The 19,036-nt window shown below is 65.6% G+C and carries 18 protein-coding genes and 1 tRNA gene; 6 read left to right on the top strand and 13 right to left on the bottom strand.

Annotated elements, in window-relative coordinates; translation table 11 throughout:
* A partial coding sequence (locus tag AC1DX5_RS20340; protein WP_478017076.1) for an integrase core domain-containing protein occupies positions 1–235 on the top strand: 235 nt, incomplete at its 5' end.
* A 209-nt stretch (positions 236–444) separates the two neighbouring features.
* On the opposite strand, the gene AC1DX5_RS20335 is transcribed toward AC1DX5_RS20340, so the two are convergent.
* The 8 genes from AC1DX5_RS20335 to AC1DX5_RS20300 form a co-directional block, all read right to left on the bottom strand.
* Positions 445–1,113, bottom strand: a complete 669-nt coding sequence (locus AC1DX5_RS20335; protein WP_465172211.1) for a glutathione S-transferase family protein — start codon at positions 1,111–1,113, stop codon at positions 445–447.
* A gap of 56 nt (positions 1,114–1,169) precedes the next feature.
* Entirely contained in the window at positions 1,170–2,300 is a 1,131-nt protein-coding gene (locus AC1DX5_RS20330) for a zinc-binding dehydrogenase (protein ID WP_478017075.1), read from the bottom strand.
* Between the two features lie 64 nt (positions 2,301–2,364).
* Complete coding sequence (gene yihA / locus AC1DX5_RS20325; RefSeq protein WP_465172213.1) at positions 2,365–3,006, bottom strand: ribosome biogenesis GTP-binding protein YihA/YsxC; 642 nt, start codon at positions 3,004–3,006, stop codon at positions 2,365–2,367.
* Positions 3,007–3,009: 3 nt separating this feature from the next.
* Positions 3,010–4,764, bottom strand: coding sequence for a membrane protein insertase YidC (yidC, locus tag AC1DX5_RS20320; RefSeq protein WP_465172214.1), 1,755 nt, complete (start codon positions 4,762–4,764; stop codon positions 3,010–3,012).
* 45 nt (positions 4,765–4,809) lie between these two features.
* Entirely contained in the window at positions 4,810–5,022 is a 213-nt protein-coding gene (yidD, locus tag AC1DX5_RS20315) for a membrane protein insertion efficiency factor YidD (protein ID WP_477044474.1), read from the bottom strand.
* 142 nt (positions 5,023–5,164) lie between these two features.
* Positions 5,165–5,476: a ribonuclease P protein component gene (gene rnpA, locus AC1DX5_RS20310; RefSeq protein ID WP_478017085.1), complete on the bottom strand. Its 312-nt coding sequence runs from the start codon at positions 5,474–5,476 to the stop codon at positions 5,165–5,167.
* 11 nt (positions 5,477–5,487) lie between these two features.
* Complete coding sequence (gene rpmH / locus AC1DX5_RS20305; RefSeq protein WP_010162954.1) at positions 5,488–5,622, bottom strand: 50S ribosomal protein L34; 135 nt, start codon at positions 5,620–5,622, stop codon at positions 5,488–5,490.
* An 87-nt stretch (positions 5,623–5,709) separates the two neighbouring features.
* Entirely contained in the window at positions 5,710–6,123 is a 414-nt protein-coding gene (locus tag AC1DX5_RS20300) for a hypothetical protein (RefSeq protein WP_478017074.1), read from the bottom strand.
* Between the two features lie 118 nt (positions 6,124–6,241).
* On the opposite strand from AC1DX5_RS20300, the gene AC1DX5_RS20295 reads away from it, so the two are divergent.
* Positions 6,242–7,750, top strand: coding sequence for a YifB family Mg chelatase-like AAA ATPase (locus AC1DX5_RS20295; protein ID WP_465172217.1), 1,509 nt, complete (start codon positions 6,242–6,244; stop codon positions 7,748–7,750).
* Between the two features lie 130 nt (positions 7,751–7,880).
* Positions 7,881–8,417 carry a DUF805 domain-containing protein gene (locus tag AC1DX5_RS20290; RefSeq protein WP_478017072.1) on the top strand — a complete coding sequence of 179 codons (537 nt, stop codon included), beginning with the start codon at positions 7,881–7,883 and terminating at the stop codon, positions 8,415–8,417.
* A gap of 98 nt (positions 8,418–8,515) precedes the next feature.
* Here AC1DX5_RS20290 and AC1DX5_RS20285 read toward each other — a convergent pair whose 3' ends face one another.
* Positions 8,516–10,090: an alpha-N-arabinofuranosidase gene (locus AC1DX5_RS20285; protein ID WP_478017071.1), complete on the bottom strand. Its 1,575-nt coding sequence runs from the start codon at positions 10,088–10,090 to the stop codon at positions 8,516–8,518.
* Positions 10,091–10,388: 298 nt separating this feature from the next.
* On the opposite strand from AC1DX5_RS20285, the gene AC1DX5_RS20280 reads away from it, so the two are divergent.
* Positions 10,389–12,224, top strand: coding sequence for a hypothetical protein (locus tag AC1DX5_RS20280; RefSeq protein WP_478017070.1), 1,836 nt, complete (start codon positions 10,389–10,391; stop codon positions 12,222–12,224).
* Between the two features lie 54 nt (positions 12,225–12,278).
* On the opposite strand, the gene AC1DX5_RS20275 is transcribed toward AC1DX5_RS20280, so the two are convergent.
* Positions 12,279–12,620, bottom strand: a complete 342-nt coding sequence (locus AC1DX5_RS20275) for a hypothetical protein (RefSeq protein WP_465172221.1) — start codon at positions 12,618–12,620, stop codon at positions 12,279–12,281.
* Positions 12,621–12,867: 247 nt separating this feature from the next.
* Here AC1DX5_RS20275 and AC1DX5_RS20270 point away from each other — a divergent pair, with 247 nt between their 5' ends.
* Positions 12,868–14,967, top strand: a complete 2,100-nt coding sequence (locus AC1DX5_RS20270) for a sulfatase-like hydrolase/transferase (RefSeq protein WP_478017069.1) — start codon at positions 12,868–12,870, stop codon at positions 14,965–14,967.
* A gap of 63 nt (positions 14,968–15,030) precedes the next feature.
* Here the strand turns inward: AC1DX5_RS20270 and AC1DX5_RS20265 are convergent, their stop codons facing one another.
* On the bottom strand, positions 15,031–15,534 hold the full coding sequence (locus tag AC1DX5_RS20265; RefSeq protein ID WP_465172223.1) for a Ros/MucR family transcriptional regulator: 504 nt from the start codon (positions 15,532–15,534) through the stop codon (positions 15,031–15,033).
* A gap of 446 nt (positions 15,535–15,980) precedes the next feature.
* Between AC1DX5_RS20265 and AC1DX5_RS20260 the strand changes: the two genes are divergently transcribed.
* Positions 15,981–16,065, top strand: a tRNA-Leu gene (locus AC1DX5_RS20260).
* A 37-nt stretch (positions 16,066–16,102) separates the two neighbouring features.
* Here AC1DX5_RS20260 and AC1DX5_RS20255 read toward each other — a convergent pair.
* Together AC1DX5_RS20255 and AC1DX5_RS20250 are read right to left on the bottom strand one after the other, a co-directional pair.
* On the bottom strand, positions 16,103–17,983 hold the full coding sequence (locus AC1DX5_RS20255; protein ID WP_465175950.1) for an ABC-F family ATP-binding cassette domain-containing protein: 1,881 nt from the start codon (positions 17,981–17,983) through the stop codon (positions 16,103–16,105).
* Positions 17,984–18,141: 158 nt separating this feature from the next.
* Entirely contained in the window at positions 18,142–18,933 is a 792-nt protein-coding gene (locus AC1DX5_RS20250) for an SDR family NAD(P)-dependent oxidoreductase (RefSeq protein ID WP_478017067.1), read from the bottom strand.
* Between the last annotated feature and the right edge of the window lie 103 nt (positions 18,934–19,036).

Here is a 19,036-nt window from a genome sequence, read left to right as displayed (position 1 = left end):
GAGCTTCATGAAGACCCTGAAGCAGGAGGAGGTCGACGGTACCGGCTATCGCGACCTCGCCGACGCACGCGAGCGGATCGGGACCTTCATCGAGCAGGTCTACAATCGCCAGCGCCTGCACTCCGCCTTGGCCTACAGGTCGCCCGACGAGTATGAGGAAACCATGCGAAGGGCTGCTGCGCAGCAGCCCTTCAAACAAGCAACCGAGCTCTCTCTAATTAACGTGTCTCACTAAAGGGGGTCACTCCAGCACGGAACAGGGAAAGCCGCGCCGGTAACAGGGCCGATGTTGACGGTGGCGGGGACGGGCGAAGCGCGGCGTTTCGACCATCATGGGAAAGAGCGTGCTGGTCCGCGCGCCGCGCGTGATGCACCGGTTCGCGACGCAGTTGAATCGATCGTCGGCGTTTTGATCCTGGGCCGGCCTGCGCCGGGCGACGTCGCCTAGGCCGAGGCCGGCTGCTCGAACTGCTCGATCACCCATTCCTCTTCCTGCGCGCCGGCGATCCAGTCCTGCATGAAGGGGTGCTGCAGCACCGCATCCATATAGCCGGTGGCGAAGCGGGCGATCGGCAGGCCGTAGGTGACGATGCGGGTGACGACCGGCGCGTACATCATGTCGACCGCGCCGAACTCGCCGAACAGGAACTTGCCGGTGCCGCCGAAGCGGGCGCGGGCCTGGGCCCAGAGTTCCATGATGCGCCCGATATCGGCCAGCACATCGTCGTCGGGGCGCTTGGGCGGGAAGACCTGGCGGATATTCATGCTGTGCTTGCGGCGCAGCGCCGTGAAGCTCGAATGCATCTCGGCGGCCATCGAGCGGGCCATGGCGCGGGCAGTGTCGTCCTCCGGCCAGAATTTAGCACGCTCGGTCTTTTCGGCGAGATATTCGATGATGGCCAGGCTGTCCCACACCACGGCGTCGCCGTCCCACAGGATTGGCACCTTGCCCGAGGAGGGCGCGAACTCGTCGCCCTCACGGCGCTTGTCCCAGTCGGCGTCGTAGAGCGGCACGACCACTTCCTCGAAGGGAAGGCCAGACTGCTTGCAGGCGAGCCAGCCGCGCAGCGACCAGGAGGAATAGGCCTTGTTGCCGATGATGAGCTTGAGCATGCGGGGGTGGATAGACGGGCCGGGCGCGGGCGGCAACTCCTGCGCCCGGCGCGGTGTCAGAGGCCCTTGTTCGGATTGATCAGGAACTTCTCGCCGGTGGCCTTGCGCGCGTAGGCGGCGATCGTTTCCGGCTGCAGCGCTTCGGCCAGCGAGATTTCCGCGGTGTAGGTGCTGCAGAAGGTGGTGGTCAGCTCGGCGGCGACGCGCGCGCGCATGCGCTGGCCGGTTTCCGGCCCGGCCTTCATCAGGAAATAGGTGAGCAGGAAACCGCCCACGCCCCAGGCCATGCCGGTGTTGCGGCCGATCTCGGTCGGGCGGGTATCGAGGATGCCGTAGATATAAACCTGCTTGTGGGTGGTCGAACCGTAGCGGCTGTAGGACGTCATTTTCCGCGTCGCGGCGGCCTCCATCGCGCCGATGATCTGCCCAGCCAGCGGGCCGCCGCCGACGGCATCGAAGCCAAGTGTCGCGCCGGTCTCCATCAGTGCCTCGATCAGCTGGTTGCGGAAATCGGACGCGGTGCTGTCGACGACATATTTGGCGCCGATATCGGTCAGGATCTTCGCCTGGGCTTGGCTGCGGACGATGTTCACCAGCGGCACGCCATCGGCGATGCAGATGCGGTTGAGCATCTGGCCGAGATTGGAGGCAGCGGCAGTGTGGACCAGCGCGGTATGACCCTCGGCCCGCATCGTCTCGACCATGGCGAGCGCGGTCAGCGGGTTGACGAAGCAGGAGGCGCCCTGGGCCGCGGCGGTGCCTTCGGGCAGGACAAGCGCCTCGGCGGCACGCATCACGCGATATTGCGAATACATCGACCCGCCGAGCACCGCGACGGTGCGGCCGATCAGGTGTTTGGCATCGTCGCCGGCATCGACCACCACGCCGGCGCCTTCATTGCCGACCGCCATCGGTTCGCCGATTCGCGCCTGGAGCGACGGGAGAAAAGCCGGGTTGACCGACGCGGTGACGACCGGGCGGTCGGCGGTGCCGCCGGCCGCGATCGTCGAGAGGTCAGCCGGGCCAAGCAGCAGGCCGAGATCGGACGGGTTGAGCGGCGCTGCCTCCATACGCACGACGATCTGGTCGGCGGCCGGCGCAGGAATCGCGACATCGTCCAGCGTCAGGCGCAGCTCGCCTTCGGGGGTGATCAGCGAGCTGATCTGCAGGCCGGTGGTGATGGTCATCGCGTCTCTCCCAATTTTATGGGTAGCGATATGCAACGGAAGTTGCCTCGACGCGAGGGGGATTCTAGCCGATCGCTTCGATTACCGCAGCACGCAGCTCGGGAATGCCGAGGCCGGTCTCGCTCGACGTCTCCAGGATATCCGGATGCGCGGCGGGGCGCTTGCGCACTTCCTCGGCGGTCTGCGCGGCGACCTCGGCGAGCTCGCTCGGCTTGATCTTGTCGGCCTTGGTCAGGACGATGCGATAGCTGACCGCGGCCTTGTCGAGCATCTCGAGGATCTCGCGGTCAACGTCCTTGATGCCGTGGCGGGCGTCGATCAGCACCAGCGCGCGCTTCAGTTCCTGCCGACCGCGCAGGAAGTCGTTCACCAGGAAGCGCCATTTCTTGACGACGTCCTTGGGCGCCTTGGCGAAGCCGTAACCGGGCATGTCGACCAGCCGGAAGGCGAGGGGATCGCCCACGTCGAAGAAGTTGAGCTCCTGGGTGCGGCCAGGCGTGTTCGACGTGCGGGCGAGCGCGTTGCGGCCGGTCAGCGCGTTGAGCAGTGACGACTTGCCCACGTTGGAGCGGCCCGCGAAGGCGACCTCGGGTACGGTCGCGTCCGGCAGGAATTCCAGCTTCGGCGCCGATTTCAGGAAGGCGACCGGGCCGGCGAAGGTCTTTCGCGCGGCCTCGATCATTTCGGGAGTGAAGGGATCAGCCATGGGTCATTTCGCGATCGCCTCTTTCATCCCCGGATGCCGCGCATAGAGCAGGCGCTGCTGGAGGATGGTGAGGGTGTTGGACGTGATCCAGTAGATCTGCAGGCCGACCGCGAACGGCGCCATCACGAACATCAGCACCCAGGGCATCAGCGCGAAAACCTGCTTCTGCGCTTCGTCCATCGGGGCCGGGTTCAGCTTGAACTGGAAATACATCGAGATGCCGAGCAGCACCGGGATCACGCCGATCGCCAGGAAATGCGGCACGGTGAAGGGCAGATAGCCGAACAGGTTGAGGATGGTCGCCGGATCGGGCGCCGACAGATCCTTGATCCACAGCACGAAAGGCTGGTGGCGCATTTCGATCGTGAGCAGCAGCACCTTGTACAGCGCGTAGAAGATCGGGATCTGCAGGAAGGTCGGCAGGCAGCCCGCGAGCGGATTGACCTTCTCCGCCTTGTACAGCGCCATGATCTCCTGCTGCTGGCGCGTCTTGTCGTCCTTGTGCTTCTCCTGCAGCGCCTTCATCCTGGGCTGGATCGCGCGCATATTGGCCATGGAGGCGAACTGGCGCTGGGCGATCGGGAACATCAGGCCCCGGATGGTGACCGTCAGCAGGATGATCGCCAGGCCGAAATTGCCGACCATGCGGAACAGCCAGTCGAGATATTTGAAGATCGGCTTTTCGACGATTTCGAACCAGCCCCAGTCGATCGCCTTGCCGAGATGGCGGATCTTGAGGTTGTCCTCATAACGATCGAGCGTGTTCACTTCCTTCGCACCCGTGAACAGATGAGTGGTCGTGTTCATCTGCGAACCGGGCGGGATGATCGCCGGCGCGCGCGACACATCGGCCTGGAAATTGGTGCCGGGGGTCGCAGCGCGGAAGCCGGAATGCACCGACGCCTTCTGATCGGGGATCAGCGCCGCCAGCCAATATTTGTCGCCGAAGCCGGCCCAGCCGCCCGTGGTGTCGAAATAATTGTCGCCCGGGCGGCCGCTATTGCCAAAGATCTTGCCGAAGAAGCCTGGCTCCTTGCCGTGCAGATTGTCGTAGGTGATGTCGTAGGTCGTGCCGTTGCCGAAGGTGCCGATCGGCCCGATATGGTTGGTCCAGGTATCCACATCAGCACCCGGGCCGGCGCGCGATACCAAGGCGTAGGGCGCGACCTTCACGGCACCAGCGCCAGCGTTCATGACCGACTGATCGGTGGTGAACATGAACTTCTCGTCGACCGCGACGCGGATCACGAAGGTCTGACCGGTCGGGTTGGTCCAGCTGAGCGTCACCGGCTTGCCCGGGCTCAGGGTCGGCGCGCTGGCAGTGAAGACGGTATCGGCACCGGGCACGGCGACGCCATCGCCCGTCCAGCCGAAGCCCGCGAAATAGGCATCCTTGGTTCCGGACGGCGACAGGAGCCGGATCGGCGGGGAGTTCTTGTCGATCGTTTCCTTGTACTTGACCAGCACCAGATCGTCGATTCGCGCGCCCTTCAGGTTGATCGACCCTTTCAGTTCCGGGGTTTCGACCAGCACGCGCGGCGATTCCGCCAGCACGACCCTGCGGTCGCGCGTCGCGGCGCTGCTGTTTGCCACCGGGCTTGCGCCGGGATTCGCGACGACGGTCGCCTTGCCCTTCTCGATCTTCGTCACGGGCGGGTTGGCCGCCGGGAAGAATTTCGACGTCACGATCGGCCAGCCGAAAAGGATCAGCGCGGCGAACACCGCGAACAGGATGAAATTCTTGTTGTCGTTATTCACGTGAGTGATGTCCCGCTCATGATGGGCGTCTGGTGAGGCATTGATTCAGGGAACCGGATCGTGACCGAACCCGCCCCAGGGATGGCACCGTCCGATCCGCTTTGCCGCCAGCCACCCGCCCTTCAGCGCGCCATAGCGGCGAAGGGCAGTGATTGCATAGGCGGAACAGCTGGGCTGGTAGCGGCAGCTCGGCGGCAGGATGACGGATGGGCCGAGTTGCCAGAAGCGGACCAGAGCGATGAGGAGGCGGGTCAGCATGGTTGCCCGCCTTCTTCTTCGTCACCCTGAACTTGTTTCAGGGTCCAGGCGCGGTCATCTGAACCCTGGGCGACGCTCCTGAGGCGAGTGGCCGCGCCTGGATGCTGAAACAAGTTCAGCATGACGGCTGGGGTGGGGCCGGTCACCGCGCCACCTTGGTCAGCGCCTTGGCGAGATCCGCCCGCAACTGGGCGAAGTCGCGGTCGATACCGCCGTTCCGCCCGATCAGCACATGGTCCGCGCCGCGAATGCCCGATTCGGGCAGCAGATCGCGAGCGAGCGCGCGCAGGCGCCGCTTCATGCGGTTGCGCACGACCGCATTGCCGATCTTTTTGGTGACGGTGTACCCGATTCGCATCGACGGATCGCCGTCGGCACGATCGCGCACCAGCAGGACAAAGCCCGGCATCGGCGCGCGTTTTCCCGCATTCGCCGCGAGAAAATCGCGGCGGATGCGAAGGGTGGTCAGGCCGACAGCTTCTTGCGGCCGCGATTGCGGCGAGCGCGAATCACGTTGCGGCCGCCCGGAGTCGCCATCCGCGACCGGAAACCGTGCCGGCGCGCGCGCACCAGATTGCTCGGCTGAAAGGTCCGCTTCATCGTTCATTCCCTGGTCGTCTGAATAGAAAAGGGCCGCCACGCGGACGGCCTCGTAGCGGGTGCCCTTAGGCAAAGAGTGCGGCTTAGTCAACGTTTCCGCGTCTCGCCGACAGTGGGCGGACGGCGCCAGAACTTCATGCGGCTCAAGATCGATCCGAGCCACAGCGTGACGCCGACGGGGTGCCCGTCGGCCAGAAGGCTGCCGGCTTCGATCGTCCCGGCGCTCGAGACCTTAATTCCGTCCCGCTCGCGGCGCCGGCGCGCGCTCGCGCGGCGCAGGCCCATATCGGCATAATGGCCGAGCCTGGGCCAGCGGCGCTTGCCATGGACGAACTGGCGTTTCGCCCAATGCGAGTTCTGGAGCATCAGCGCCAGCCCGCCCGCGAAGACGAACACGCCGCCGGGGCCGGGGATGACGCCGACCAGAGGCGTCGCGATGACCAGCAGGACGCCCAGCCAGAACAGGCCGAAGCGGATCGTCGGGTGACGTGAAGCGCGCATGGGACGCGATGTGGGTGCGGTGTGTTGGTTTAACAAGACACTATTCCTGGCCACGACCGGTTCTTTCCCGGACAAAATTGCGTATGACCAACGCTCTTCGGGGGGAGTCGGGGGCAATATGGTCGCGAGCGTATCGACGGTGGCGTATCTCGGGCTCGAGGCGCGCGCCGTCGAAGTGCAGGTCCAGCTGATCCCCGGCCTGCCCGCTTTCAATGTCGTCGGGCTAGCCGACAAGGCGGTGGCGGAGAGCCGTGAGCGGGTGCGCGGCGCCATCGCGGCGATGGGCCTGTCGCTGCCGCCCAAGCGCATCGTTGTGAACCTGTCGCCGGCCGACCTGCCCAAGGAGGGATCGCATTTCGACCTGCCGATCGCGCTCGCGCTGCTCGGCGCGATGGGCGTGGTCGATGCCGAGACCCTGGCGGATTATGTCGTGGTCGGCGAACTGAGCCTGGACGGCCGGATCGCGCCCTCGCCGGGCGTGCTGCTCGCGGCGCTGCACGCGTCGGAGATCGGCAAGGGGCTGGTCTGCCCGGCGGCGCAGGGACCGGAAGCGGCCTGGGCGGCGGGGGTGCAGGTGCTGGCGGCGCCCGACGTGCTGGCGCTGCTCAACCACTTCAAGGGACATGGCCTGCTCTCCCCGCCACAGCCCGGCGAGGTCGAGGAAACCGGGTTCGGCCCCGATCTCGCGCAGGTGAAGGGGCAGGAGACCGCCAAGCGCGCGCTGGAGATCGCGGCGGCGGGTGGCCATAACATGGTGATGGTCGGGCCGCCGGGCGCGGGCAAATCGTTGATGGCGGCGTGCCTGCCGGGCATATTGCCGCCGCTCGATGCGGCCGAGGCGCTGGAGGTGTCGATGGTGGCGAGCGTGGCCGGCACGCTCAGCGGCGGGCGGCTGACCCGCACGCGGCCGTTCCGCGCGCCGCATCATTCGGCCTCGATGGCGGCGCTGGTCGGCGGCGGGCTGAAGGTGAAGCCGGGGGAAGTCAGCCTCGCGCATCTCGGCGTGCTGTTCCTCGACGAATTGCCGGAATTCCAGCGTGCGGTGCTCGATTCGCTGCGCCAGCCGCTGGAGACCGGCACGGTGAGCGTCGCGCGGGCCAACGCGCATGTGACCTTTCCGGCGCGCGTCCAGCTCATCGCTGCCATGAATCCCTGCCGCTGCGGGCATCTGGGAGACGCGTCGCTCGCCTGTTCGCGCGCGCCGCGGTGCGCGGCGGATTACCAGACCAAGGTTTCGGGGCCGCTGCTCGACCGGATCGACCTGCATGTCGAGGTGCAGGCGGTGAGCGCCGCCGACCTGGTGCTGCCGCCGCCGGCGGAAGGATCGACCGAGGTCGCCGCGCGCGTGGCCGCGGCGCGCGCGGTGCAGACGGCGCGCTATGCCGACCACCCGATCCGCACCAATGCCGAGGTCGACGGGGTGCTGCTCGAGGCGGTCGCGACGCCGGACGAGGCGGGGCGCAAGCTGCTCGCCCAGGCATCGGAGGCAATGCGGCTGTCGGCGCGCGGCTATACCCGTATCCTGCGCGTGGCGCGGACCATCGCCGATCTGGCGGGGAGCGAAGGGGTGGGGCGCATCCATGTGGCGGAGGCGCTGAGTTACCGGCGGCAGGCGCCGCGAAACTAAGTCGCGGCAACGCGCTGTTCACATTTGGGTCGGATGGTGCGGTTGCGTAGCCGTCCGCATTGCCGGAACGCATTTTGGAGGGCTGGTTCGTGCCGCGCACCGAGGCGCCATGCAAAGGGGGATGTATCTGATGGAATGGATGATTTTGCCGCTCAAGCGATACGCTCAGTTCAATGGGCGGTCGCGGCGCAAGGAATATTGGATGTGGACCCTGTTCGTCATTCTCGCCTCGATCGTGACCGGCATTCTCGACTCGGTCCTCGGGCTGAGCGGGGAAACCGCGTTTGAGCCAGGTGCGACGCCGAACGGCTTCATGTATGCCATAGGCCTTATGGGCGGGCTGCTTTCCACGCTCTTCGTACTCGCCACGTTGATACCCGCCTTCGCCGTCTCGGTTCGCCGCCTGCACGATGTAGACCGCACCGGATGGTGGCTGATAGTGTCGTTCCTGCCCTATCTGGCCGGTCTCGCCCTCGTGGTCAGGGCAGGTTCGACCGGCAGCGTCGATGGGGTGGCTATCGTCGGCGCCATCCTGCTCCTGGTGGGCGCAATCGCCAGTATCGTGATACTGGTCTGGTTCTGTACCAGCGGCACTGTCGGGGCCAACCGCTTCGGCCCCGATCCGATGGACGCCTCGGAAGAGGATCTGATCCGCACCTTCGAGTAGGAGCACATCCCGGCCCGAGGGTCGCGGGCCGGGCGCGGGTTCCTGTCGCGCGCAGAATGCGCCGGTGAAGGGGGCGCCCGATGACGCCCCCTGTCGTCTCATTGGAGCTTCAGCATCACCACTGACTTGGCCGGGATGGTGGCGTTCAGCGCGCCGCCCTCGAGCCGCGCGCCGTTGAACACCGCCGGTTTCACCGCATCGGGCGCGGCGAAGTCGTTATGCGCCTGCATCGTCGCCGCGGTCAGGATGCGGCCGGTGACGCTGGTGCCGGCGACACCGGCCAGCGTCGCCGAAACCGCGGCCGCGCGGTTGGGATCGACGTTCACCAGCGCAATGTAGAGATGCCCGTCGGTGCCGCGCGCGGCCGAGGCACTGACTGACGGGATCGCCCATTGATCCTTGTTATACCAGCTCGACGTGAGATCGATCGGTACGAAGGTCGCGTCCTGGAACGGCTTGTACATCTCGAACACATGATAGGTGGGGGTCAGCACCATCTTCGGTCCGTCGGTCAGGATCATCGCCTGCAGCACGTTCACCATCTGCGCGATGTTCGCCATCTTCACGCGCTTCGCATGCTTGGCGAAGATGTTGATGTTGAGCGCGGCGACCACCGCGTCGCGCAGCGTGTTCTGCTGCTGCAGGAAGCCCGGATTGCTGCCCGGCGTCGGATCGTACCAGGTGCCCCATTCGTCGACCGCCAGGATCTTCTTCCCGGAGGGGTCGTATTTGTCCATGATCTTCTCATGGCCGTCGAGATAGGTGTCCATCAACAGGGTCTTGGAGAGCACGCGGGCCCAGGATTCCTCGTCGAAATCGGTGGCGGATCCCTTGGGGTTACGGCGGCTGGGGAAGGTGTAGTAATGGACGCCGGTGCCGTCGATCTCGTTCGCGGCCTCGCGCATCATCACTTCGGTCCAGTTATATTCGGCCCAGGGCTCCGCATTGTGCGTCGCGCCGCTGGCGATCTTCATCGTCTTCGTGCCCTGGGGCAGCTTGACGAAGGTCGAGTAGCGTTTGGTCACGTCGGCTGCATATTCGGGACGCATATTGCCGCCGCAGCCCCATAATTCGTTGCCGAGACCGAACCATTCGAGCTTCCACGGCGCCTTGTGGCCATTCTTCGCGCGCAGATCGGCGAGGCTGCCGGCAGGCGCGGTGATATATTCGACCCATTCGGCCATCTCTGCCGGGGTGCCGTTGCCGACATTGCCCGAGACATAGACTTCGGAGCCGATCTGCTCGGCGAAATCCATGAATTCATGCGTGCCGAACGCATTGTCCTCGGTCACGCCGCCCCAATGGGTATTGACCTTGGTGGGACGCTGCGCGCGCGGGCCGATGCCTTCGCGCCAATGATATTCGTCGGCGAAGCAGCCGCCGGGCCAGCGCACCACGGGGACCTGAAGCGCCTTCAGCGCGGCGACGACGTCGTTGCGCATGCCGCGGGTGTTGGGGATCTTCGAATTGGGGCCGACCCAGACGCCGCCATAGATGCCGGTGCCGAGATGCTCGGCGAACTGGCCGAAGATGTGGCGGTCGATCCTCGCCCCCGGTTGATCGGCATGGATCGTCAGCGTGGCGGCGGGGGCGGGCGGGGGTGACTGGGCGAGGCCCGGCGTCATCCCGAAACAGGCGCAGGCCAGCAGCGCGGCAACAAAGCCTTTCCTCATGATATTCCTCTCCCTGTCTTATTGTCGGACAAGTATACGGGATCATATAGGATCGCAAGAGAGGAGGTCGGGGGATTGCGCGGCCCTCGCGGTCATTTGTCCGCCTTCGATATGATCATAACTCCTACAAGAGGTGCCAGCCTCGCGAGACCAAGCGACAACGCGGTCGAAGCGTCGGCAAGGCGTTGGAGTTCCTCGAAAGAGTCTTCCCCGGATCGGTTCGAGTTGGCATCCCGCCCGATTGACTCAGTCAGCGACCGGGCATCTTTTTGCCGCCGATTTCCAGCGGAGATTTGTCATGTCCGATCAGACTTCGGGTAGCTTCGTCACGCCGGTATACCGGACCAGCGGGGTCCTGGCGGCAATGTCCACGGGCGGCGCCACCGGAGGCCCGATCAATCCGGGCGGCGTGGGCATCTGCCTCAGCGGCGGCGGCTCGCGTGCGATGGGGGCGGCGATGGGGCAGCTCCAGGCGCTGGAGGCGCTGACCACGGCCTCGGGCGACAGCCTGTTCAGCCAGGTCCTAGCGATGTCGACCGTGTCGGGCGGCGGCTGGGTCGGCATTCCCTTCACGTTCCTGCCGTCGAGCTTTTCCGATTCGCAATTCCTCGGCAGCTATACCGAGCCCGCCAATCTTACCGACGGGATCATCACCGCGTCGCCGGCTGGATGGCTCGGCGGGCAGGTGTCGAGCGGCTTCTCGCTTCCCGATCTCGCCACCAAGGCGGTCTATCTGAGCAGCCAGGGCGTGCCGTCGAGCCAATTGTGGCAGACGCTGATGGGCCTGCATTTCCTCCAGCCCTATGGCCTGTTTCCCGTCGCGTCGGATTTCCAGCCGAACACCCTGTTCTCGCTCGATTCGCAGATCTTCGGCAGCCAGGTGACCGGGCCCAACCCGTCGCTGGCCGATGTGCCAGCCTATCTGGTCGCGCAGGTCTCCGGACAGCAGCGACCCTATCTGCTAGGCGTCGCGAGCATGTTCGTGACCTTGCCCATCGAGCAAGTGCAAGCGCTCGTGCCGGTGCAGTCGACCCCGGTGCTGACCGGCATCCTCCCGACGCCGGCCGGCGGCGTCGACGGCAATGGCCTGGCGGTGGGCGGCGGCGCGATCGGATCGTTCAGCTTCGACTCGACCTATGAATCGAGCGGGAGCGACGGGACCGCGACGATCCAGCAGAGCGGGCAATGGTCGCTGATGGATATCGTGGGCACGAGCAGCGCCGCCTTCGCCGCGTCGCTGGAGAGCGAGCTCGCCAAAATGGCACAATCGTCCCATCGCTTCGCCGCCGCGCTGCGCGCCAACAAGGACAGCGCCGCGGCGAGCCTGGCCGAGCATGGCTATTCGGCGGCCGACGTCGCCGCCACGCTGGAAGACCTGGCCGAGACGGCCGAGACGGGCGGCATGGACGCGGTGAAGGGCCGGCTGGGCGGGATCGATGCGCTGAGCGGGCTGATCCCGACTTATGATTATTGGTCGCCCGGCACGCCGCCATCCTCGGGCGGGTTCGCGCAGCAGGAATTCGCCGATGGCGGATCGCTCGACAATAGCGGCGTCACCTCGATGCTGTTCTATCCCGACGTGTCGACCGTCATCGCCTTCATCAACACCGAGAATGCGCTGACCCAGGATTCGAACGGCAATATCGCGATCGACGAGAGCGTGTCCGCCCTGTTCGGCTTCCAGAAATATGATGGGAACGCGTCACCACCCTATGCGCCGCTGTCGGGGGCGCCGACGAGCAATTTGCGCCGGTTCAACCAGATCTTCCCGAGCGAGGATTTCCAGCCGCTGCTCGACGGCCTGTGGCAGAGCACGGGCGGCGACGAGAACATGGCGCCGATCTTCACCCAGCAGCTCGTCACGGTGGCGAACGACTGGTTCGGCATCGAGGCCGGGCGCGACGTGACGGTGCTATGGGTGTATCTCGGCATGTCCGAAGCCTGGTTCAAGGAGGTCAAGGATTTCGTCGTGAAGGCCAGGATCGACTTCGAGCTGACCGCCGAGAATTTCCCGCATTACGATACGCTCAAGACGCAGCGCACTCCGGTGCAGATGAACCTGTTGTCCAACCTGACCGCCTGGACGGTGATGCAGAACAGCGACGCCTTCACGGCCCTGTTCAAGCCGATATGACAAAAGGGGCGCCACCGCGGTGACGCCCCTTCCAGGCTGGTGATGCGGATGGCCTCAACCGCGGCGGCCGTCCCAGTCGCGGCGCTCGAGGCGCAGGCGGACATGAATGCGGTTCACCTGAGTCTGCAGCGCGCTTACTTCGGCGCGGTTCAGGCCGCCGCGCAGATAGTCGTTATAGGTGCGCTGCAGCCTGGTCGCGTCGCGGCGCAGACCGGCGGCCTCGCGCTGCGAAATGGTGTGGCGCAACTGCGCGCGCTGGATCTGGTTCTGCAGCTGGTTGATGTCGCTCTGGATCTCCCGCTGGACCCCGGGCTGAACCCGCCAGGCCTGGGCGGAGGCGGGCATGGCGGCCATCGTGGCAGATGCCATCGCGATCGAGATCAGTATCTTACGCATTACGAACTCCTTTTGACTCCATGGCCCCTTTGCCGGGCGCCGTGGATGTTGTGGAACCCGCCTGTCGCGGAATTGTGCCGTTTCGAGCGCGAAAGTGTCGCGATATGTGATGGATAGGCCAGCGCCGTTCAGCTTCGCCAAAATGTCATAACCGTTTCGGCTCCGACTCGGAATCCCGAGGTCGCGATGTCGTGGCATGAAGCGTCCTGCGGACGCATCGACGATCCGCGTTGACGAGGAGCGGGACATGGCGAGCAGCGCGAACCGAACGGCGGGCATGAACGGCACCAACATCGCGGACACGCCGACGCCGGCACCGACTCCGCCGCCCCGGCCCAATATCCTGCTGATCACCTGCGACCAGTATCGCTTCCCGCGCTTTTCCTATGGGGCGGGTGGCGGGTTCGCCGAGCCGCTGAAGGAAATCCTCGGCTTTCAGGGGGAGATTCACCAGTCCAATCCCTATGCGAAATTCTTCCCCGGCCTGCTCAGGCTGCGCCGGAATGCGGCGGTGCTGCGCAATCACACGATCGCCGCCAGCGCCTGCACGCCCAGCCGCGCGGTGATCTATACCGGGCAATATGGCACGAAGACCGGCGTCACCCAGACCGACGGGCTGTTCAAGAACGGCGATTCCTCGAACTTCCCCTGGCTCGCGGCGGACGGCATCCCGACGCTCGGCACCTGGATGCGTGCCGCGGGCTATTCGACGCATTATTTCGGCAAATGGCATGTCTCCAACCCGCCCGAGCATTCGCTCAGGCGCTACGGCTTCGACGATTGGGAGGAATCCTATCCCGAGCCGCACGGCGCGCAGGCCAATAATCTGGGCATCTATCGCGATGCCGAATTCGCCGGGAGCGCGAGCAACTTCATTCGCCGCCAGGGCCTCGCCGCGAATTACAACCGCGCCTATGCCTCGATGCTGGCGCAGGATCCGACGAGCAGCGGGCCCGTGGTTGCCGACATTCCGCCCTGGTTCGCGGTCGCATCCTTCGCCAACCCGCACGACATCGCGACCTATCCCGGCGTGATCGCGCAGGCGCTGCCCGATGCGGACAGTCGCAGCGGCACCCAGTCGATCTTCGGGCCGCTGACCGTGCCGGAAGTGGGCGCCGCGACCTTGCCGCCCGCCGCGGGCACCACCCAGATCCCGCTCAATCCGGACGATTTCCCGCGGCATTCGACCAAGCCCTCGCCGACCCAGAATGAATCGCTCGCCGACAAGCCGAGCTGCCAGCACGAGGCGGCGTACAAGGTCGGGCTCGCGCTGGCGTCCAAGGGCGGGTTCAACATCGTCGCGGGCGTGGCCGGCGCTGCCTCGGCCGCGGGCCTCGCCCCGACGGGCGACAATGCGATGGCGGCGGCCGTCGCCTTTTCGCTGAAGAGCTGCATCCCGTTCCAGCTGGCGCAGGACCCGGGACCCGAGGAGAATTGTCACAAGTTCCTCGAGCTCTATGCCTGGCTGCATGCCGCGGTCGACGTGCAGATCAACGCGGTGCTGGAGGCGCTGGAGGAGTCCGGCCAGGCCGACAACACCATCGTCATCTTCCTGGCGGATCACGGCGAATATGGCGCCGCGCACGGCATGATGATCGAAAAATGGCACGCTGCCTATCAGGAGGCGCTGCACGTGCCGGTGGTGGTGCAGTTCCCCGGCGGCAGCGCGCCGGCCAACCCTCATGTCGTGGGGGCGGAGCCGGCGCAGATCGATGCGCTGACCAGCCATATCGACATCCTGCCGACGGTGCTGGGCCTGGCCGGCGTCGACGCGACCGAGCGGCAGGCGATCGCCGCGCAGCTGGCAATGAGCCGCCCGGTGCCGCCGCTGCCGGGGGTCGACCTGTCCCCGATCATCGCCGGCGCCGTCGATGGCGCGCGGGTCGACATGCCCGTGGTCGAGCCGGACGGGGACATCCGCGAAGGCGTGCTGTTCATCACCGACGACGAGATCACCGCGCCGCTCGCGCCCTCCCGCAACGCCAGCGAGAAACGCTCCTATCAGGAGTTCGCGGTCTATCAGGAGGTGGTGGAGTCAGTGATCTGCGGCAAGGACGGCAAGGGGCCGGTCCCGCTCAAGCCGGGGTCAGTGAAGCAGCCCAACCATGTCCGCGCGGTCCGGACAAAGGACTATAAGCTCGCGCGCTATTTCGATCCGTCCGGCCGCGAGGCGCAGGAATGGGAGATGTACGATCTGGCGAACGACCCCAATGAGGCGTTCAACCTGGTCGAGGTCGCCGGATCGCCGCCCCGGGCCAAAGCCGGCCTGCCGCATGCGGAAAAGGTGCAGGAGGTGGCCGACCATCTGGCGCGGTTGCTGGCGAAGCTCGAGCTGCGCGATCTGTAGCCGTGACACGAAAAGGGCGGGCAACCATGTGGTTGCCCGCCCTTTCAGCGCGTCGGGTAAAACTCAAACGGTCTTTTTCGGCCGGCCGCGCGGTGCCTTGGGAGCCGCCGGCGCATCGGACGCGGTGGCCGGAGCCTTGAGCGGGCCGGGCTTGCGGCCGAGGCCGATCTTCTTGGCCATGGCGCGGCGCGCCTCCGAATAGGTCTCGGCGACCATCGGATAATCCGCCTTGAGGCCGTAGCGCGAACGGTAATCGTCCGGGGTCAGGCCATGGCCCGACAGATGACGGCGCAGAGTCTTGTAAGGCTTGCCGTCGATCAGCGAGATGATGTGATCCTTCGACGCCAGCGACTTGCGCACGGTCACGGCGGGCACATGCTCAGTCGCAGCTTCGGGCGCCGCGTCTTCTGTGGCGCTGCTTGCGAGTGCGGTCACGGTGGCATGCATCTTCTGGAGGAAGGCCGGCACTTCGTCGGCGGACACCCGGTTGTTGGGATTGCCAAGCCACGCAATGGTCAGCTCGGTCGCGAGCTCGGTTGCGTTGAGATCTGAAGTGTCGTCAGCCATAATTACCTCCAAACTGGATATATTGCTCATTAGCGCGATTACGGGTGGCGTCAACAGCAATACAACAATTGTTCTGCACCGCATGATGGCGAGTTCGTCACAGACACAAACCGGTGCATATTACTGCCTGCACGGCGCGTGTGCAGATCAAGGTTGATGGCGACGACGATAGCGCCCGGTCGACCATAATTCTCGGCACTTCTGCGCGGACACTTGCCGGTTGCTTGGTATTTTCAGGCTGATCTCTGGGCGGGCAGGCCAACTATCTGAAAGAAAGATGAACGAAACTTCATCTTGCGCCAAATGAGCGGAGATCGGCGGAATTTGTCGCGCGGCGGGGCGTGTCCGGTCGGGCGACGACACCAGCGCAGCGTGCGGCAGCGCGCGGGTTGAAATCGCGGCGGCGCCCGGCTAACTGCGCGCTCTCCCGGTCTTGCCGGGATCGTGCGGGCGTGGTGAAACTGGTAGACGCGCCGGACTCAAAATCCGGTTCCGAAAGGAGTGTCGGTTCGATTCCGACCGCCCGCACCAAATTTTTCGAGGATCGGCTCGGGATCAGGCCCGAAGGTCAGGCCTCCACCGTCTCCAGTTCCTCGCTGATCGCCAGCCACACGGCTTCGGCCGCTTCGAGCTTCGCCGCGACATCGGCGCGCTGCTTCATCAGCTCGCTCATGTTCATCCTGGACAGCCATGGCTCGGCGGTCGAGGGATCGAACATCGCCCGGTCGATCGCGCTGCGCTGCTTGGAGAGCTTGGCGACCAGCGCCTCCGCCTCGTGCGCCCGCTTGCGCAGCGCGACGCTCTTCTCGCGTGCCTCGGCATTGGCGCGGCGTTCGTCCTTCTTGCTGACCTTGGCCTTGGCGGCACCGCCGCCGCCGGTCGCACCATCGCTGGAGAGCACGAAGGCGATATAATCCTCCATGCTGCCATTATATTCGGTCGCCGCGCCGCCATCGACCAGCACCAGCCGGTCGGCGGTCAGCTCGATCATGTGGCGGTCATGGCTGACGATCACCACAGCGCCGTCATAGGCGTTGAGCGCCTGGACCAGCGCCTCGCGCGCGTCGACATCCAGATGGTTGGTCGGCTCGTCGAGGATCAGCATGTGCGGCGCGTCGCGGGTGATCAGCGCCAAAGCGAGGCGCGCGCGCTCGCCGCCCGACAGGCTGCCGACCTTGGTCGTCGCCTTTTGCCCCGAAAAGCCGAACCGGCCGAGCTGCGCGCGGACCGCGGCGGGCGACATGCCCTTCATCATCCGCGTCATATGTTCGAGCGGCGTATCGGTCGTGTCGAGCTCTTCCACCTGATACTGGGTGAAATAGCCGACGCGCATCTTGCCCGATGCGGTCATCTCGCCTTCCATCGGGGTGAGCTGCGCGGCGAGCAGGCGGGCAAGCGTGGTCTTGCCGTTGCCGTTGCGGCCGAGCAGCGCGACGCGGTCGTCCGGATCGAGCCGCAGGTTGAGGCGGCGCAGGATCGGATTGCCCTCGGTATAGCCGACCGCGGCCATGTCGAGCGTGACGAGCGGTGGGCGCAGCTCTTCCGGGCTGGGGAAGTCGAAGGACAGCGTCGGATCCTCCGCCATCGCCGCGATCGGCTGCATCTTGGCGAGCATCTTCTGGCGCGACTGGGCCTGTTTCGCGGTCGAGGCGCGCGCGCTGTTGCGGGCGATATAGTCCTGCAGCTTGGCGCGCTGCGCATCCTGCGATGCCTTGGCGGCGGCGAGCTGAGCCGCGCGTTCCGCACGCTGCTGCTCGAAGCTGTCATAGCCACCGGTGTACATCACCGTCTTGCCGCCCTCGAGATGGAGGATGGTGTCGACCACATTGTTGAGCAGGTCGCGCTCATGGCTGATGACGACCATCATCGCCGGATAGGCCTTGAGGAAATTCTCGAGCCACAGGGTCGCTTCGAGATCGAGATGGTTCGAGGGCTCGTCGAGCAGCAGCAGGTCTGGTTCGGAGAAAAGCAGGGCGGCGAGCGCGACGCGCATCTTCCAGCCGCCCGAATAGCTGTCGATCGGGCGGCCCTGCATTTCCTCGTCGAAGCCGAGGCCGACCAGGATACGCGCGGCGCGCGCCTCGGCGGTATAGGCGTCGATCGCGATCAGGCGGTCGTGGATTTCGCCGACCCGGTCGGGATCGTGGCAGTCCTCCGCTTCCTTGAGCAGCGCCGCGCGCTCGGTATCGGCGGCGAGCACGGTCTCGATCGGCGTGGTCTTTCCGCTCGGCGCTTCCTGCTTGAGATAGCCGATGCGCGTCTTGCGCGGCATCTCGATCTCGCCCTCATCGGCCTCGATCGATCCGATCATCACTTTCATCAGGGTCGACTTGCCCGCGCCGTTGCGGCCGATCAGGCCGACACGGCTTTTCGGCGGCAAGGTTGCCGTCGCGCGGTCGAGGATCGTGCGCCCGCCGAGGCGCACCGTGATACCGTTGATATTCAGCATGCGGGCGCCACTATCATGCAGCGCAGCATATTAGAAGCACTTCCCCTCCCGCTTGCGGGAGGGGTTAGGAGAGGGCTTGTCCGCATAAGCGGAGTTCAGTGGGGGAGGACAGGCCCTCCCCCCACCCCTCCCGCAAGCGGGAGGGGGGCAGAAGAAGGTCAGGCGATCGTGTTGACCAGTCCACCCTCGGCCCGGATCGAGGCGCCGTTGGTGGCGGAGGCACGCGGGCTGGCGATATAGGCCACCATGTCGCCGATCTCCTTCGCTTCGATCATGCGCTGGATGATCGAGGAGGGGCGGGCGTCGCGGAAGAATTCCGCTTCGATCTGGTCGATCGACGCGGCGGGATCGGACGCCTGGCTGCGCAGGAATTCGACGACGCCGTCCGACCGGGTCGGCCCCGGCAGCACCGAATTGACCGTGACGTTGGTGCCGCGCGTCAGCTGCGACAGGCCGCGGGCGATGGCGAGCTGGGCAGTCTTGGTCATGCCGTAATGGATCATGTCCTGCGGCACGGCGAGGCCGGATTCGCTGGAGATGAAGATGATCCGGCCCCAGTTCTGCTCCAGCATGGCCGGCAGATAGGCGCGCGACAGGCGGACGCCGCTCAGCACGTTGACGTCGAAGATGTTAGCCCAGTCGGCATCGCTGATGTCGCCGAATGCCTTGCTTTCATAGATGCCGAGATTGTTGATCAGGATGTCGACGGTCGGCAGCGCCGCCGTCACCGCTGCGGCACCTTCGGCGGTCGCGACGTCGGCGATCACGCCGGCGACGGGCTTGCCGCCAGAGGCGTTGATGTCGGCGATCGCGTCATCGAGCTTCTGCTGCGAGCGGCCGGTGATGGTCACCGCGGCGCCCTCGAGCGAGAGCGAGCGGGCGATTTCAAGGCCGATGCCACCGGTGCCGCCAGTTACCAGGGCAATCTTGTCGGTGAGTTCCAGGTCCATGATGAGTCTCCACGGGGTTTCGTTGGAAGTGATCTAGGCGTGACGCCTGGTTTCTACTATGTCCAGAAGCAGATCAGCATCTGTGACTGGAAATCATCAATGC

This window comes from Sphingomonas sp. P2_B6 (assembly GCF_056404755.1).
Note: the sequence above shows the minus strand (reverse complement) of the source record. Positions and strands in the feature narration are given on the sequence as shown.